The sequence below is a fragment of the Lelliottia sp. EB106-05-01-XG201 genome, assembly GCF_058791735.1.
This window is the reverse complement of the sequence record NZ_JBYTDV010000001.1, coordinates 3,112,449-3,126,758: the sequence shown is the minus strand read 5'-3', so window position 1 is coordinate 3,126,758 and position 14,310 is coordinate 3,112,449. Positions and strand designations below refer to the sequence as shown.

Below are 14,310 nucleotides of genomic sequence, written 5' to 3'. Positions count from 1 at the left end.
ATATGAGCAGAAGACCAAACGATCCGCAGCGGCGGGAGCGCATCCTGCAGGCCACGCTGGAGTCCATCGCAGAGCATGGGATTAACGCGGTCACGCACCGTAAAATCGCCACCTGCGCGGGCGTGCCGCTGGGGTCGATGACCTATTATTTCGACGGTATCGACTCGCTGCTCGAAGAGGCATTCACCGGATTTACCCGCGATATGTCCCGACAATACCGAGAGTTTTTTGCCGGTGTAACCGGACCGGAGATGGCCTGTGAAGCTATCACTACGCTGATCCACAGCTCAGAGGTCACCACGCCGCACAATATGGAGCTGATGTACCAGCTCTATGCGCTGATGAACCGTAAACCGGCGCTGAAAAAAGTGATGCAGGACTGGATGCAGACCAGCCAGAGCACCCTTGAGCAGTGGTTTGATCCGGTGACCACCCGTGCGCTGGATGCTTTTATTGAGGGCATGACGCTGCATTTTGTCACCGATCGCGAACCGCTATCCCGGGAAGAGATCCGGGCGATGGTGGGGCGGATCGCGGGGCTTTAATGCGTCGCCCCGGCGGTCACGTTGACTACTGTTCCGGTCATCGCCCCGGCATGTTCGGAGGCGAGGAAAGTCACCAGCTCGGCCACTTGTGCGAGCGTCGGCAGCCGCTTCAGCATCGTGCTCTGCGCGGCGCCCTCCAGAAACTGATCAACCGTTAACCCCATCGACTGCGCTTTTATCGTAAACAACTCCCCGGTATACGAACCCGCCTCAACCGCGCCGGTAATGGCATGAGACCGCACGCCGACGACACGAATATTCTTCGGCCCCAGTTCACTGGCGAGCGCCCGGACGAACGCCTCAATACCCGCGCAGCCGATGATATGACCCAGATGGTTTGGCATCGCCATCGTCGCCGCTGGGGCAACGACCGTAATCATCACACCCGCACGATCGCCGCCCATGTAAGGGGAGATGGCTTTTGAGATGTTGAAGAGGGCGGTGAGAAACGGATCGATTCCTTGTTTGAACTCGGCTAGAGAAAGTTCAGCAAGCGATTTGCCCTGATTGTGCATAAACCCCGTCGCGTTAACGACAATATCAATGCCGCCAGCTTGTTGGGCCAGCTTTGCGGTTTGCTCATGGATGGATTGCTCATCGAGGGCATCGATGACCCAGGTATCTACTGTCCCACCGGCTGCGCGGATTTCATTCGCGATGCGATCGAGCTTGTCCTGATGCCGCGCGGCAAGGTAAACATGCGCCCCTTCGCGTGCCAGAGTTCTGGCGGTTTCGCTGCCGATGGCACCACTGCCACCGAAAATGACGGCGGTTTTGTTTTTCATCATCCTCTCCCGGTTTAAGGGGGCGATGATAATTATGGTTGAAAATGGGGCGGGAGCAAGCGAGTGAGGAGCGGGAAATTAAAATGAGTTTAATTTCCCGTTTGTCTCGTTATTTCATTGAGCGTTAAGCTTTAAAGAATGACCGGCATTTTTCAGGAAATCATCAATTTGGTCGCTATTAGCGGTATCGGCTTCATAGAGATAATCAAGTGTAATATCCTTGAGTCCGCAGAATCCAAATACACCCTCGACAATCTGCGTGTTAATTGCGGTGGTATATCCGTGGCGATCAAATCCGCTTTTATCACTTCCGGCGACAGCGACCAGACGAACCGGGATATTTTTCATGATCCCGACGATACGGCCATCCTCTGCCGTTTTATAGGCCCAGCCAATGGTCAGCACACGATCAAACCAGCCTTTAAGAATCGCCGGCACGGACCACCAGTAAACAGGGAAAACAAAGACCAGCATATCAGCATTTTCCACGCGCGCTTGCTCTGCCTGAATATCGTCCGGTAAGGCTTGTTTACCGTGGTAAACGGCCAGATCGGCATTCGTCATATCGGGTTGAAAAGAATCACTGTCGAGATTATTCATATCAACACTGATTCCCTGGCGGGAATATTGTTCTGCAATTCTAACGGCAAGGGAACGCGTCAGCGAATCCTCAACCGGATGAGCGGTAATAATAAGAACTTTTTTAATAACCTGGGGATTAGACATAGCAGCCTCCTGTGAATTTCACAGCATGTTACTGTTGGTAACTTAGGTAAGGCAAGCCAAATTGTGCTTTCTAGATTTCCTGGTACGCTTTAAGACTCCCAAGCATTGTCCCTGTCAAAATCCTGATGGCGTCCTCGGCAGAAATAGTCCCCCGGCTTGCCAGAGCGGATATGGCGTCTGCAGCCCCGAGTTGCGTGGCAATCACACTTTCACCGAGAGGGCTCTGCAAGTTGATATAAGGTTGCAGCGCCTCGATAAGGCTGTCCGCGCAGGCTTTGCGTCCTTTATCGAGAGAGTCCATTAGCGCTTCAGAGCCCGAAAGTGCGGCAATGATCTGAGTAATCTCGGTTCCGGTGCTGATGACGCAGTTGACATAAGCGGTGCTGTAGAGTCGGACGGCCTGCTCAAGGCTGGTGGTGGCACTCGTGAGGGCATGTTGGAAATTGGCAATTTGCTGCTCATTAAATGACTCATACAGGGTTATCAGTAGACCCTTCCGGTCGCCAAAATGATCGTAGGTGATGGGCTTTGTCACCCCGGCTTTCTCTGCGAGGTAGCCCAGTGTCAACATTTCGGTTCCCTCATCACGAATAATCGCCCGGGCCACGTCCAGAAGCTGCTGCCTGCGTTCTTCTTTTTTTAATCGTTTTGTTGCCATGATGAGAGGTGCCTCCGGTTGAGCGTGGGGGATTATTCTATCAGAGTTTGTTGGGGATGCAGGTAAGGGGGCGATATGACGGGGGAGATAATTTCAGGGAACAAAAGACCCATGCGTCTTAATGTTATTCCGCCTGACTTTCGATAATTGCGCCGCAAATCGCTGGAGTGTTTCCAGTCGCACGAGCTGATCAATACCGACGGTGACACGCTGGATAGGAAAGACGTGGTGAACGCCAGCAGCAGCAACCCAGCGCACCGTCGCAATGAAATGATGGCCTGTGTGAAAGGACTGGAGCTGACCGCAAGGCTGCGGCTGGTCAATCCGAAGCGCCGAAAAGGGTACAAACAGGAAATTTCGGGTCACCATCGCCTGCAGCACGATGCGGAGTTGAGGTTCAGGGGGGGGTGACGCCAGTGAAACGGAAGCGGATCTACTTCTTCGTAGCGGCAGTCTGACACCTGGAGCTGAGCTGCGCCTGTTCTATCGAAACCAGCGGCTACAGGAGGAAGACAAATTGCGTCAGTGGTACTGAAAAAGTCAGAAATGAGGTTATCTAGTAATCAAATGGTTAGCTGAGTAAAAGTATTTCAGCTTTAATTACACCTGATGAACTGTATATATAATCAGTGATGTGGGGAGTAAGTTGTGAACGAATTATTCATTGAGTCACTTGCACTGCAGCGGATAGAACTTATATCCCGGTTGGTCGCCAGCTCAGATTGTAGCGATAACGACAAGGAGGTTGCGATCTCGTGGCAGTCACAGCTGACGAGCTACTTGGTTACCAGGCTAAATGAATACTGAATAGGGCAGGATGAGAGTACGCATTAGTGATTTCGCATTGTGGGAAACTCCCGCCCGCATGTCTATGGTGCATGGATTCGCATGATCCAAAAAGGATCGCAACGGGTAGGTGCCTCCGAACTGGCGCGCTTTCCGGCCCGTTATGCACGTGCATGAAAACCACTACACAAAGCGGGCAGGCGTGACGTGGATAAGAGCGCGCGCAGTATATACAAATCAACAGGTAGAATTTTTAGCTGAAAATTGGCAATGTAAGCCTCTAGGACCATGTATTAGAAGATATATTAAGGAAACTATATGGCTTTTGTAAGCGATTTAAGGGTGGAAGATAACGCCTCTGCAGCACCGGCAACAGCTCAAGTTATTTCCCAGAGATTGGGCAGTGCATTGAGAGCTAGATACGAAGGCGATATCCATAAGCGTGAATGCCAGCCAGGACAAGCAGATTATGATGTAAAAATGGCTAGCCGAGCTTTAGCTGCCTTCACAATGTTTCAGCTTGGCGGGATCGACGATAAAGATGCAGCAGAGTCCGTTTGTGACAGTAGCCATGACGGTGGAATAGACGGAATATGTGTAAATCACAATGACAAAACAGTTGTTGTTGTTCAATCTAAATTTAATCAAGCAGGAAATGGAACCTGGACAAGGAATGACTTTCTTGCCTTCAAAGATTCTTGTGAAAAATTACAAGAGGAAAGATATGAACTTTTTGATGAAATTCTTCAAAATAAAAGTGTAGATATCAATAGGGCAATAAACTCATTTGATTATAAGTTTATTTTTTCCATGACTCATACGGGTAAAAAAGGTGCTTCAGAAATTGTCCTCCGAGATATGCAAGAGTGGCAAGAACAGTTAAATGCAGCTGCTTTTACTCCTGCAGATACCCCTAAAGAGGAGTGGGCTTTTCAGGTCCATTTGGTATCGTCAGAGGATTTGCTGCATTGGCTTCAGGCTGGTTCTAGAAATCAAGTAGACTTGAAATCTGTCGAAATTGAACGGTATGGTTTTATTGATACGCCTCATAAAGCATTCTATGGCATTGTTAGTGGTGATCAAATTGCTGAGTGGTGGCGTTCTTACAGTCAAAGACTTTTTACTAAAAACATTAGAAATATTCTCGGGAAAACAGATGTTAATGAAGAGATTAAGAAGAGTGCGTTGCAAAACCCAAATATGTTTTGGTTCTACAATAATGGCATAACTCTTTTGGTCAAAGAAATTGTTCCCCACAGGAGAAATGCAGCCTTAGGACAGGAAAGAGGTGTTTTTGATTTTAACGATGTTAGCATTATCAATGGGGCACAGACTGTAAGTAGTATAGGGGCGATAGTAGATGCACTCGGGGATAATATATCAACATTAAAGGTCTCTGCTCGCTTCATTGCATTGGATAATGATAATGATGATGTTATTGCTAATTCGATAACTAAAGCTAATAACTTCCAAAATAGAGTCTTAGGGCGTGATTTCGCTTCACAGCAGCCAGATCAGCACCGTTTATCTCGTGAAATGATACTTGAAGGGTATAGTTATCAGTTACTACGAACAGACGAAGATTTCACGCAAAGTAACTCTAAAGTTATAGATTTAGATGAAGCATTGAATGCTTTGGCGTGTGCAACAAAAAACAATTCAATTATTGCAACTTTAAAATCTAATCGAGGCAGGTTTTTTGACAACTTTGAAGGATCACTTTACCGTGCAGTATTTAACCCAAGAGTGAGTGGGGTGAGGGTAATAAATACTGTGACTCACTTTAGAGTGATTGAACGCTTGATAAGCGATATTATGGGTAATATTGATAAAGCAAGTCAAAGTCGCAAGTATTTAATAGCGACTCATGGTAATAGGTTTTTTTCATCTGTTGTGCTTGGCAATGTTCAGGGGCTTGAACGTATAACAGAAATTATGTCTCCTGATGAACGATTTATTCGAGAGCAGTTACTAAGTATCGTGGAACGCACGGAGGAGTATATTGAGAGGGAATACCCAAATGCTTACCCAGCACGATTTTTTGCGAACCCAAATAAAATACAAGAGCTTTACGATAATGTTTAATTAGTTTTCAAAGAAGGGGAGGGTACTCCCCTTTTTTAATAGCGTTGGTAATGTATTGTGTTTTTCTCTTTTATTTCGTAATTTTCAAAACTTTTAACATCTTCTCTAACCACTCATTCAATTCATTGAATTTTTTTAAAAAGGTATTAATTCATTACGAACAAATACACTACTGGCCTTCTCCAAATCCCCATACCCCCAACACTACTCGGCATAATCCCCATCACCTGCGGCGGAACGCGGTGAGCTGCCATCATGTCATCTAGGCTCACGTTCTTAATATTAAAAAATTCATCTTTTGCCGCCGCCTCTGACAGGGGGGGTCTGCATAACGTCCTTTTTACCGTTGGGGGAATACATAAACAGGTTGTGGAAATTGCCCGGCTCCTTAGCGCTTTTCATCGCCTGGGGGTGTTGTTCATGTCCTCCTAGTTCAAATCCGGCTCCATCAGGAGAAAAATGCTGCCTTTGGTCAACTCATACGGCTGCGTGGTCATCCTGTACTGCACAAACCAGTTAGCATCCAAAGCCAAGTCGCACTCAGCGACGGCTCCTGAAGCAGAATGCCTGTTGGTTCAGCAACGGATGCAGGCATACGTTCGTGACGCACAAAACTCTTGTGAGGCCCGTATGCCGTCCGCAAATATTCAGCGCCGCACCGCCGCATTAGAAAGGAATGATGGAACAACTTGACTCGCTGCTTGCGGGTTTTTTATTGCATGTTGTCGCCATAGCAAAAGCGCTGTCGCCACTTTGTCGCCATGCATGGGAAAGTGGTTATGTAAGTGGTTGATTTGATAAGTGCCAAATTCCAGGCAACAAAAAACCCATCAACCTTGAACCAAAGTGGCGGGGTTGATGGGCTCCACAAATTGGGGGACATCAAAGAAAAGCAGTGGCAATAGTTATGACTGCCTCATATACGAAAAGTTCTGCGCATCGCAAAAAAATTTGCGCGATGCGCATTCTTCAGAGTTATCCGAGCGCGGGCCAGATGACGATGATCAGCGTACCGGCGAGGGTCAGCAGGACGTTGGCGATGGCGTATGTGCCTGCGTAGCCCAGCGCCGGGATGTTGCTGCGCGCGGTGTCGCTGATGATTTCCATCGCCGGGGCGCAGGTGCGCGCGCCCATCATTGCGCCAAACAGCATTGCGCGGTTCATGCGCAGGACGTAGGCGCCGAACAGGAAGCAGATCACCACCGGCAGCAGGCTGACGATCAAACCGGCGACCAGCATCTGCCAGCCGACAGCGCCCAGGCTGTGGCCAATGCCGCTGCCTGCGCTCAAACCCACGCCCGCCATAAACACCATCAGACCGAACTCTTTCACCATGTTCAGCGCGCCCTGCGGGATATAGCCGAAGGTCGGGTGGTTGGCTCGCAGGAAGCCGAGCATGATCCCGGCGAACAGCAGACCGGCGGCGTTACCCACGCCGAAGCTAAAGTTGCTGAACTGGAAGGTGATCATCCCAATCATCAGGCCGACAATAAAGAAGGCGCAGAAGGCCAGCAGGTCGGTCACCTGGCTGTGGATGGAGATAAAGCCGATGCGGTCGGCGACGGTTTTGACGCGGCGTGCGTCGCCGCTCACCTGCAGAACGTCGCCTTTGTTTAGCACAACGTTATCGTCAATCGGCATTTCGATCTGGCTGCGGATCACGCGGTTCAGGAAGCAGCCGTGGTCGGTCAGCTTGAGCTGCGCCAGACGGCGGCCAACGGCGTTGTGGTTTTTCACCACAATCTCTTCCGTGACGATGCGCATGTCGAGCAGGTCGCGGTCGAAGACCTCTTTACCGTTACGGAAGCTCGGGTCGAGTCGCGCGTGCGCGTCCGGGTAGCCGACCAGCGCGATATCATCGCCCATCTGCAGTACGGCATCCCCGTCCGGGTTCGCCAGTATGCCGTTGCGGCGGATACGTTCGATGTAACAGCCGGTCTGGCGATAGATGCCCAGCTCGCGCAGGTTTTTACCGTCGGCCCAGGCGACCAGCTCCGGCCCGACGCGATAGGCGCGAATGACGGGCAGATAGACTTTGCGTTTGGTGTCGGTGTCCAGGCCACGCTCGCGAGCAATCTGCTGGGCGCTGGTCTGGAGATCCTGGTGCTGGAGTTTCGGCAGATACCGGGCGGCGACAATCAGGCTCACCAGACCAATCAGGTAGGTCAGGGCATAGCCCAGACTCAGATGATCGAGTGCCAGCGAGAGCTGACTTCCCGCCATGCCGGAGTGGCGCAGCGTATCACCCGCACCGACCAGCACCGGCGTTGAGGTCATCGAACCGGCGAGCATCCCCGCGGTCAACCCGATATCCCAGCCAAACAGTTTACCCAGCCCTAACGCGATCACCAGCGCGCTGCCGACCATCACCAGCGCCAGCATCAGATAATTTTTGCCGTCGCGGAAGAAAATTGAAAAAAAGTTCGGCCCGGCTTCCACACCCACGCAAAAAATAAACAGCATAAAACCGAGATTCAGTGCATCCGTGTTAATGCTGAAATGCTGCTGGCCTAATAATAATGAGACCACTAAAACGCCAATGGAATTACCAAGTTGAACTGAACCCAGGCGTAATTTACCCAGACACAGTCCCAGTGCCAGTACAACAAATAATAACAGGATGTAATTCCCATTTAACAAATCTGCGACGTTTATATTCACGGAGGCTAACTTCTTGTTTACCGTTAAGCTGTTGAAAGGATGGGGGATTTAGGCTACTGTTTTATCCCATGTGAGTGCAGGGATTTTCCCTTTCGCCCACACAGAATATATCCCACAGAACAATAACTGGCCGATAGTCTAATCGTATTAGATATCCAGGGCCAGAAAAGATCGCGTAACAATGTATGAGCTTTGGCAAGGAATGCCACATTGCATTATCTGACTGGGCGTCCGTTGGACGATTGTGTATTCGATAGTGATGGAGTCAGGAGGATTTTTGAACATCAAGCGGAACTGGGCAGGCGTCGTCTGCTGCTTTCTACTGTTTATCGCGGTTTGCCTCTCTTTAGCATTCCACGTCAAAGGCGCATTCAGAGCCTCAGGCCATCCTGAGCTGGGTTTGCTCTTTTTCATTTTACCCGGCGTGATCGCAAGCTTTATTTCCCGCGGGGGAGAAGTGGTGAAACCGCTGATCGGCGCGATGCTGGCGGCACCGCTGTGTCTGGTGCTGTTACGCCTCGTTTTTGCCTCGCCGCGTTCGCTGTGGCAGGAGCTGGCGTGGCTGATGAGCGGGATATTCTGGTGTGCGCTGGGCGCGCTCTGTTTTATGTTTGCGCGCAGCCTCGTTCATCGCTGGCGACACAAATAAAAACGCCCTCCTGAGAGGGCGTTAACGCGTTACTGGGCGGCAAACAGCCCCAGATTTTCTTTCGCGTAGGCTTCGAAATCGGTAAAGCCGCCGATGTGCGTCTGGTCGAGGAAAATCTGCGGTACAGTCTCAACAGGTTTACCCACGGTTTTTTCCAGATCGGCTTTGCTGATGCCTTCCGCGTGGATGTCCACGTAGCGGAAGTTAAAGTCATCGCGCTCAGCGGTCAGTTTTTCTGCCAGTTCTTTAGCGCGGACGCAGTAAGGGCATCCCGGACGTCCAAAAATCACTGCAAACATATCTCTCTCCTCAAAACGTAAGCCCAACGGCGAATGCGCTTAGTGTGCCCGACAACCGTTGCTCATGGAAAGCAGGTTTTACCTGTCGCTTTAATACTTACAGGCTATGTTTCGCCAATTACATCACACTTTTCTTTGCCTATACTGGCTGTCATTCCGCGTACAGACAGAGAAAAGAGAGACCTCATGACGCCGACGATTGATGTGATTCGCGCCCACCGTTCCATCCGCCATTTTACCGATAAGCCGATTAGCGACGCCGAGCGTGAGGCGATTGTGGACAGCGCGCGCGCGACCTCCAGCTCCAGCTTTTTGCAATGTACGTCGATTATTCGCATCACCGACCGCGCGATGCGTGAACAGCTGGTGACGCTCACCGGCGGGCAACCGCACGTGGCGCAGGCGGCGGAGTTCTGGGTGTTTTGCGCCGACTTCAACCGTCATCTGCAAATCTGCCCTGACGCGCAACTGGGCCTGGCGGAACAGCTTCTGCTCGGCGTCGTGGATACAGCGATGATGGCACAGAACGCGCTGACGGCGGCGGAATCCCTTGGATTAGGCGGCGTTTACATCGGCGGCCTGCGCAACAATATTGAAGCCGTGACCGAACTGCTGAAGTTGCCAAAACACGTGTTACCGCTGTTTGGCCTGTGCCTCGGCTGGCCGGCGGATAATCCGGATCTCAAGCCGCGCCTGCCTGCGGCAATGATCATGCACGAGAATCACTACCAACCGGTGGATGCGCAGGTTCTCGCCCAATACGACGAAGAGCTCGCCAGCTACTATCTGTCACGCGGAAGCAATAATCGCCGCGATACCTGGAGCGATCACATCCGTCGCACCATCATCAAAGAAAACCGTCCGTTTATTCTCGACTATTTGCATAAACAGGGCTGGGCTGTGCGATAAGTCCATTCATCCTGTGCCAGCCTGCGTGTATGATACGCAGGCTTTTATCGAGTCTTTAGAGAGGTGCAGGGTGAAAATTGCCATTTTGTCCCGGGATGGAACGCTCTATTCGTGTAAACGTCTGCTTGAGGCAGCCAATAAGCGTGGTCATCTGGTTGAGATCCTCGATCCGCTGTCGTGCTATATGAACATCAGCCCGGCGGCGTCCTCGATTCACTATAAAGGCCGCCATCTGCCGCACTTTGATGCGGTGATCCCTCGCATCGGCTCGCAAATTACCTTCTACGGCACCGCCGCGCTGCGCCAGTTTGAGATGCTTGGCAGCTATCCCCTGAATGAATCCGTCGCCATTACCCGTGCGCGCGACAAGCTGCGCTCCCTGCAGCTGCTTGCCCGTCAGGGGATCGATCTGCCGATTACCGGCATCGCTCACTCCCCGGATGACACCAGCGATCTGATTGACATGGTCGGCGGCGCGCCGCTGGTGGTGAAACTGGTGGAAGGCACGCAGGGCATTGGCGTGGTGCTGGCCGAAACGCGCCAGGCGGCTGAAAGCGTCATCGATGCTTTCCGCGGTCTGAATGCGCACATTCTGGTGCAGGAGTATATCGAAGAGGCGAAGGGGCGCGACATCCGCTGCCTGGTCGTCGGCGACGAAGTGGTGGCCGCCATTGAGCGTCAGGCCAAAGACGGCGATTTCCGATCGAACCTGCATCGCGGCGGCGTGGCGCGCATCGCCACGATCAGCGACCGCGAACGCGAAATTGCCATCAAGGCGGCGCAAACTCTGGGGCTGGATATCGCGGGCGTCGATATTCTGCGCGCGAACCGTGGTCCGCTGGTGATGGAAGTGAATGCGTCACCCGGCCTTGAAGGCATTGAAAAAACCACCGGGATCGATATCGCAGGGAAAATGATCTCATGGATCGAGCGCCACGCCACGCCGGGCTTTTGCCTGAAAACGGGTGGTTAGGGCTGCATTTTTTGCGTAATCTAGGCGAAGTTTTTACTTAAGAGGCTGCACTGCTATGGATTTACAGGTCGTTCCAACACTGGATACGTTACGTCAATGGCTCGACGATGCAGGCATCACCTATTTTGAGTGTGATTCCTGTCAGGCGTTGCACCTGCCGCATATGCAAAATTTCGACGGCGTGTTTGATGCCAAAATCGATCTGATCAACGACGTGGTGCTTTTCTCGGCGCTGGCGGAGGTCAAGCCCTCGGCATTGCTGGCCCTGGCGTCTGATTTATCGGCCATAAATGCTGGTTCTTTGACGGTGAAAGCATTTCTCGACATACAGGATGATAATCTGCCGAAACTGGTGGTTTGCCAGTCTTTATTCGCCGGACCCGGTGTGTCGTTTAAGCAGTTTGCCTGGTTTATGCGCCAGAGCGAAGAGCAGATCTCCATGGTGATGCTGGAAGCCAGCGCGCACCATTTACTCTTTACCACCGAAGAGGATATGGAAAATAACGATTCACGGGACTCGTTCCTGCACTAAGCCTTCCAGACCTCACGCAGTCGCTTCCATGGCGGCTGCGTATCACAAAATTTTCCTCTGGCTGTAATCTTTCTTTAAAGAATTATTCACTTACCCGCAGGCCATTTCGGCTTATCCCATAGACAGATCCTGCATAAAAAATTGATAAAAGGCGTTTTTTAATCTGGGCTATAGCCTGGGGCACGGGCTACAGTTATTCTTGCGGAGCTTAAAAAAGCGAGCAGAAACTGCCAAAAGATTTTTTCTTTTGCGTCAGGCACAGCGACAAAATATGCACGATTCTTGCATATCACCAATTGCATGGTTTGAGTTCGTTTGTTAACAACTGTTAACGAGCTTTCATAAGGAATAACGCTATGATCGCCTTACATAAAAAATGGTTATCGGGTCTGGTTGCGGGTGCTCTGATGGCTGTCTCTGCCGGTACGCTCGCTGCGGAACAAAAAACGCTGCACATCTATAACTGGTCTGACTATATCGCCCCGGACACGGTCGCGAATTTCGAAAAAGAGACCGGGATTAAAGTGGTCTACGACGTCTTCGACTCCAACGAAGTGCTGGAAGGCAAACTGATGGCGGGCAGCACCGGTTTCGACCTGGTTGTGCCGTCAGCCAGCTTCCTTGAGCGCCAGCTCACCGCCGGTGTGTTCCAGCCGCTGGATAAAAGCAAACTGCCGAACTGGAAAAACCTCGATCCTGAGCTGCTGAAGCTCATCTCCAAACACGACCCGGAAAACAAATTCGCCATGCCGTACATGTGGGCGACCACGGGTATCGGCTATAACGTCGATAAAGTGAAAAAAGCGCTGGGTGCAGACGCGCCGGTGAACAGCTGGGATCTGGTGCTGAAACCGGAAAACCTCGAAAAACTGAAAAGCTGCGGCGTCTCCTTCCTTGATGCGCCGGAAGAGGTATTTGCCACCGTGCTGAACTACCTCGGCAAAGATCCGAACAGCACCAAAGCCGACGACTACACCGGCCCGGCGACGGATCTGCTGCTGAAGCTGCGTCCGAATATTCGCTACTTCCACTCCTCCCAGTACATCAACGATCTGGCGAACGGCGACATCTGCGTAGCCATCGGCTGGGCGGGTGACGTCTGGCAGGCCGCTAACCGTGCGAAAGAAGCCAAAAACGGCGTGAATATCTCCTATTCGATTCCGAAAGAGGGAGCGATGGCGTTCTTCGACGTCTTTGCGATGCCTGCGGATGCGAAAAACAAAGACGAAGCCTATCAGTTCCTGAACTATCTCCTGCGTCCGGACGTGATTGCGCACATCTCTGACCACGTCTTCTACGCTAACGCCAACAAAGAAGCGACGCCGCTGGTGAGCGCGGAAGTGCGCGACAATCCGGGTATCTACCCGCCGGCTGACGTGCGCGCCAAAATGTTTACCCTGAAAGTTCAGGATCCGAAAATCGACCGCGTCCGTACTCGCGCGTGGACGAAGGTGAAAAGCGGTAAATAAACCGTTATCCAGGCCGGGCATGCGCGACATCGCCCGGCAACAGGCGCACCTTTTCGGTGCGCCTGCACCCGTTTAGATTTCTGCCGGAGAGCACCCCGTGAACGAAACCCTCCCACGCCCGCAGGCGAAAACCCGTAAAGCGCTGACTCCGCTCCTCGAAGTCCGTAATCTGACCAAATCCTTCGACGGCCAGCACGCCGTGGATGACGTCAGCCTGACGATCTATAAAGGCGAAATTTTTGCGCTGCTGGGCGCTTCCGGCTGTGGAAAATCCACGCTGCTGCGCATGCTGGCCGGGTTTGAACCGCCTACGGCCGGACAAATTATGCTGGATGGGGTCGATCTCTCCCGCGTTCCGCCGTACGAGCGCCCGATCAATATGATGTTCCAGTCCTACGCGCTTTTTCCCCATATGACGGTGGAGCAGAACATTGCCTTTGGTCTCAAGCAGGACAAGCTGCCAAAAGCAGAAATCGCCGCCCGCGTCGCGGAAATGCTGAGCCTGGTCCACATGCAGGAGTTTGCGAAACGTAAACCGCATCAGCTCTCCGGCGGCCAGCGTCAGCGTGTGGCACTGGCGCGAAGCCTGGCAAAACGGCCAAAACTTTTGCTGCTCGACGAGCCGATGGGGGCGCTGGATAAAAAACTGCGCGACCGGATGCAGCTCGAAGTGGTGGATATCCTCGAGCGCGTCGGCGCGACCTGCGTGATGGTGACTCACGACCAGGAAGAGGCGATGACCATGGCCGGGCGTATCGCGATCATGAATCGCGGCAAGTTCGTGCAAATCGGCGAGCCGGAAGAGATTTATGAGCATCCGACCACACGCTACAGCGCCGAGTTTATCGGCTCGGTGAACGTCTTCGAAGGGCTGCTGAAAGACCGACAGGAGGACGGCCTGGTGATTGACTCGCCGGGGCTGGTGCATCCGCTCAAGGTCGATCCGGATGCGTCGATAGTCGATAACGTTCCGGTTTACGTGGCGCTGCGCCCGGAAAAAATCATGCTCTGCGACGAGCCGCCAGCCGATGGCTATAACTTTGCCGTCGGCGAAGTGGTCCATATTGCCTATCTCGGCGATCTCTCGATCTATCACGTGCGCCTCAAAAGCGGGCAGATGATCAGCGCCCAGCTGCAGAACGAACACCGCTATCGGAAGGGACTGCCGACCTGGGGCGACGAAGTGCGCCTGTGCTGGGATGCGGACAGTTGCGTCGTGCTGACGGTATAAGG

Annotated in this window: 13 protein-coding genes and 2 pseudogenes; 9 read left to right on the top strand and 6 right to left on the bottom strand. The window is 52.2% G+C overall.

Features of this window, described 5'->3' with window-relative positions:
- Positions 1-2 precede the first annotated feature (2 nt).
- Positions 3-545 carry a TetR/AcrR family transcriptional regulator gene (locus AC3WS9_RS14705; RefSeq protein ID WP_285145473.1) on the top strand — a complete coding sequence of 181 codons (543 nt, stop codon included), beginning with the start codon at positions 3-5 and terminating at the stop codon, positions 543-545.
- Here AC3WS9_RS14705 and AC3WS9_RS14700 read toward each other — a convergent pair.
- The 3 genes from AC3WS9_RS14700 to AC3WS9_RS14690 form a co-directional block, all read right to left on the bottom strand.
- A complete protein-coding gene (locus tag AC3WS9_RS14700; RefSeq protein ID WP_492489044.1) occupies positions 542-1,333 on the bottom strand; it encodes an SDR family NAD(P)-dependent oxidoreductase in 792 nt (263 codons plus the stop codon). The genes AC3WS9_RS14705 and AC3WS9_RS14700 overlap by 4 nt on opposite strands.
- Before the next feature lie 111 nt (positions 1,334-1,444).
- Positions 1,445-2,056 carry an NAD(P)H-dependent oxidoreductase gene (locus AC3WS9_RS14695; RefSeq protein ID WP_492489043.1) on the bottom strand — a complete coding sequence of 204 codons (612 nt, stop codon included), beginning with the start codon at positions 2,054-2,056 and terminating at the stop codon, positions 1,445-1,447.
- Positions 2,057-2,126: 70 nt separating this feature from the next.
- Positions 2,127-2,714 carry a TetR/AcrR family transcriptional regulator gene (locus tag AC3WS9_RS14690; RefSeq protein WP_492489041.1) on the bottom strand — a complete coding sequence of 196 codons (588 nt, stop codon included), beginning with the start codon at positions 2,712-2,714 and terminating at the stop codon, positions 2,127-2,129.
- Positions 2,715-2,864: 150 nt separating this feature from the next.
- Here AC3WS9_RS14690 and AC3WS9_RS14685 point away from each other — a divergent pair.
- A pseudogene (locus AC3WS9_RS14685) lies at positions 2,865-3,029 on the top strand (replication endonuclease); the annotation flags it as partial.
- A gap of 789 nt (positions 3,030-3,818) precedes the next feature.
- Complete coding sequence (locus tag AC3WS9_RS14680) at positions 3,819-5,585, top strand: AIPR family protein (RefSeq protein ID WP_282492319.1); 1,767 nt, start codon at positions 3,819-3,821, stop codon at positions 5,583-5,585.
- Between the two features lie 35 nt (positions 5,586-5,620).
- Here AC3WS9_RS14680 and AC3WS9_RS14675 read toward each other — a convergent pair.
- Both AC3WS9_RS14675 and AC3WS9_RS14670 read right to left on the bottom strand, forming a co-directional pair.
- A pseudogene (locus tag AC3WS9_RS14675) lies at positions 5,621-6,112 on the bottom strand (phage portal protein); the annotation flags it as partial.
- A 448-nt stretch (positions 6,113-6,560) separates the two neighbouring features.
- The gene (locus AC3WS9_RS14670) at positions 6,561-8,246 is read right to left on the bottom strand and encodes an aspartate:alanine antiporter (protein WP_282492320.1); all 1,686 of its coding nucleotides are present in this window, start codon (positions 8,244-8,246) and stop codon (positions 6,561-6,563) included.
- 277 nt (positions 8,247-8,523) lie between these two features.
- Between AC3WS9_RS14670 and AC3WS9_RS14665 the strand changes: the two genes are divergently transcribed.
- Entirely contained in the window at positions 8,524-8,895 is a 372-nt protein-coding gene (locus tag AC3WS9_RS14665) for an inner membrane protein YbjM (RefSeq protein ID WP_285145470.1), read from the top strand.
- A 29-nt stretch (positions 8,896-8,924) separates the two neighbouring features.
- Here the strand turns inward: AC3WS9_RS14665 and AC3WS9_RS14660 are convergent, their stop codons facing one another.
- Positions 8,925-9,194: a GrxA family glutaredoxin gene (locus tag AC3WS9_RS14660; protein ID WP_095281388.1), complete on the bottom strand. Its 270-nt coding sequence runs from the start codon at positions 9,192-9,194 to the stop codon at positions 8,925-8,927.
- 186 nt (positions 9,195-9,380) lie between these two features.
- Here AC3WS9_RS14660 and nfsA point away from each other — a divergent pair, with 186 nt between their 5' ends.
- The 5 genes from nfsA (at position 9,381) to potG (ending at position 14,308) form a co-directional block, all read left to right on the top strand.
- Positions 9,381-10,103: a nitroreductase NfsA gene (gene nfsA, locus AC3WS9_RS14655; RefSeq protein WP_282492322.1), complete on the top strand. Its 723-nt coding sequence runs from the start codon at positions 9,381-9,383 to the stop codon at positions 10,101-10,103.
- Positions 10,104-10,173: 70 nt separating this feature from the next.
- Positions 10,174-11,076 carry a 30S ribosomal protein S6--L-glutamate ligase gene (gene rimK, locus AC3WS9_RS14650; protein ID WP_282492323.1) on the top strand — a complete coding sequence of 301 codons (903 nt, stop codon included), beginning with the start codon at positions 10,174-10,176 and terminating at the stop codon, positions 11,074-11,076.
- Positions 11,077-11,131: 55 nt separating this feature from the next.
- Positions 11,132-11,608: a YbjN domain-containing protein gene (locus AC3WS9_RS14645; RefSeq protein WP_282492324.1), complete on the top strand. Its 477-nt coding sequence runs from the start codon at positions 11,132-11,134 to the stop codon at positions 11,606-11,608.
- Positions 11,609-11,964: 356 nt separating this feature from the next.
- Positions 11,965-13,077: a spermidine/putrescine ABC transporter substrate-binding protein PotF gene (gene potF / locus AC3WS9_RS14640; RefSeq protein WP_282492325.1), complete on the top strand. Its 1,113-nt coding sequence runs from the start codon at positions 11,965-11,967 to the stop codon at positions 13,075-13,077.
- Positions 13,078-13,174: 97 nt separating this feature from the next.
- Positions 13,175-14,308: a putrescine ABC transporter ATP-binding subunit PotG gene (potG, locus tag AC3WS9_RS14635; protein ID WP_285145468.1), complete on the top strand. Its 1,134-nt coding sequence runs from the start codon at positions 13,175-13,177 to the stop codon at positions 14,306-14,308.
- The last annotated feature ends 2 nt before the right edge of the window (positions 14,309-14,310 follow it).

Bases quoted from the DNA above. Each gene is read 5' to 3' on its own strand.
- potF (WP_282492325.1), top strand. From the start codon at position 11,965: ATGATCGCCTTACATAAAAAATGGTTATCGGGTCTGGTTGCGGGTGCT.
- AC3WS9_RS14660 (WP_095281388.1), bottom strand. From the start codon at position 9,194: ATGTTTGCAGTGATTTTTGGACGTCCGGGATGCCCTTACTGCGTCCGC.
- nfsA (WP_282492322.1), top strand. From the start codon at position 9,381: ATGACGCCGACGATTGATGTGATTCGCGCCCACCGTTCCATCCGCCAT.
- AC3WS9_RS14700 (WP_492489044.1), bottom strand. From the start codon at position 1,333: ATGATGAAAAACAAAACCGCCGTCATTTTCGGTGGCAGTGGTGCCATC.
- AC3WS9_RS14690 (WP_492489041.1), bottom strand. From the start codon at position 2,714: ATGGCAACAAAACGATTAAAAAAAGAAGAACGCAGGCAGCAGCTTCTG.
- AC3WS9_RS14705 (WP_285145473.1), top strand. From the start codon at position 3: ATGAGCAGAAGACCAAACGATCCGCAGCGGCGGGAGCGCATCCTGCAG.
- AC3WS9_RS14695 (WP_492489043.1), bottom strand. From the start codon at position 2,056: ATGTCTAATCCCCAGGTTATTAAAAAAGTTCTTATTATTACCGCTCAT.
- AC3WS9_RS14680 (WP_282492319.1), top strand. From the start codon at position 3,819: ATGGCTTTTGTAAGCGATTTAAGGGTGGAAGATAACGCCTCTGCAGCA.
- AC3WS9_RS14645 (WP_282492324.1), top strand. From the start codon at position 11,132: ATGGATTTACAGGTCGTTCCAACACTGGATACGTTACGTCAATGGCTC.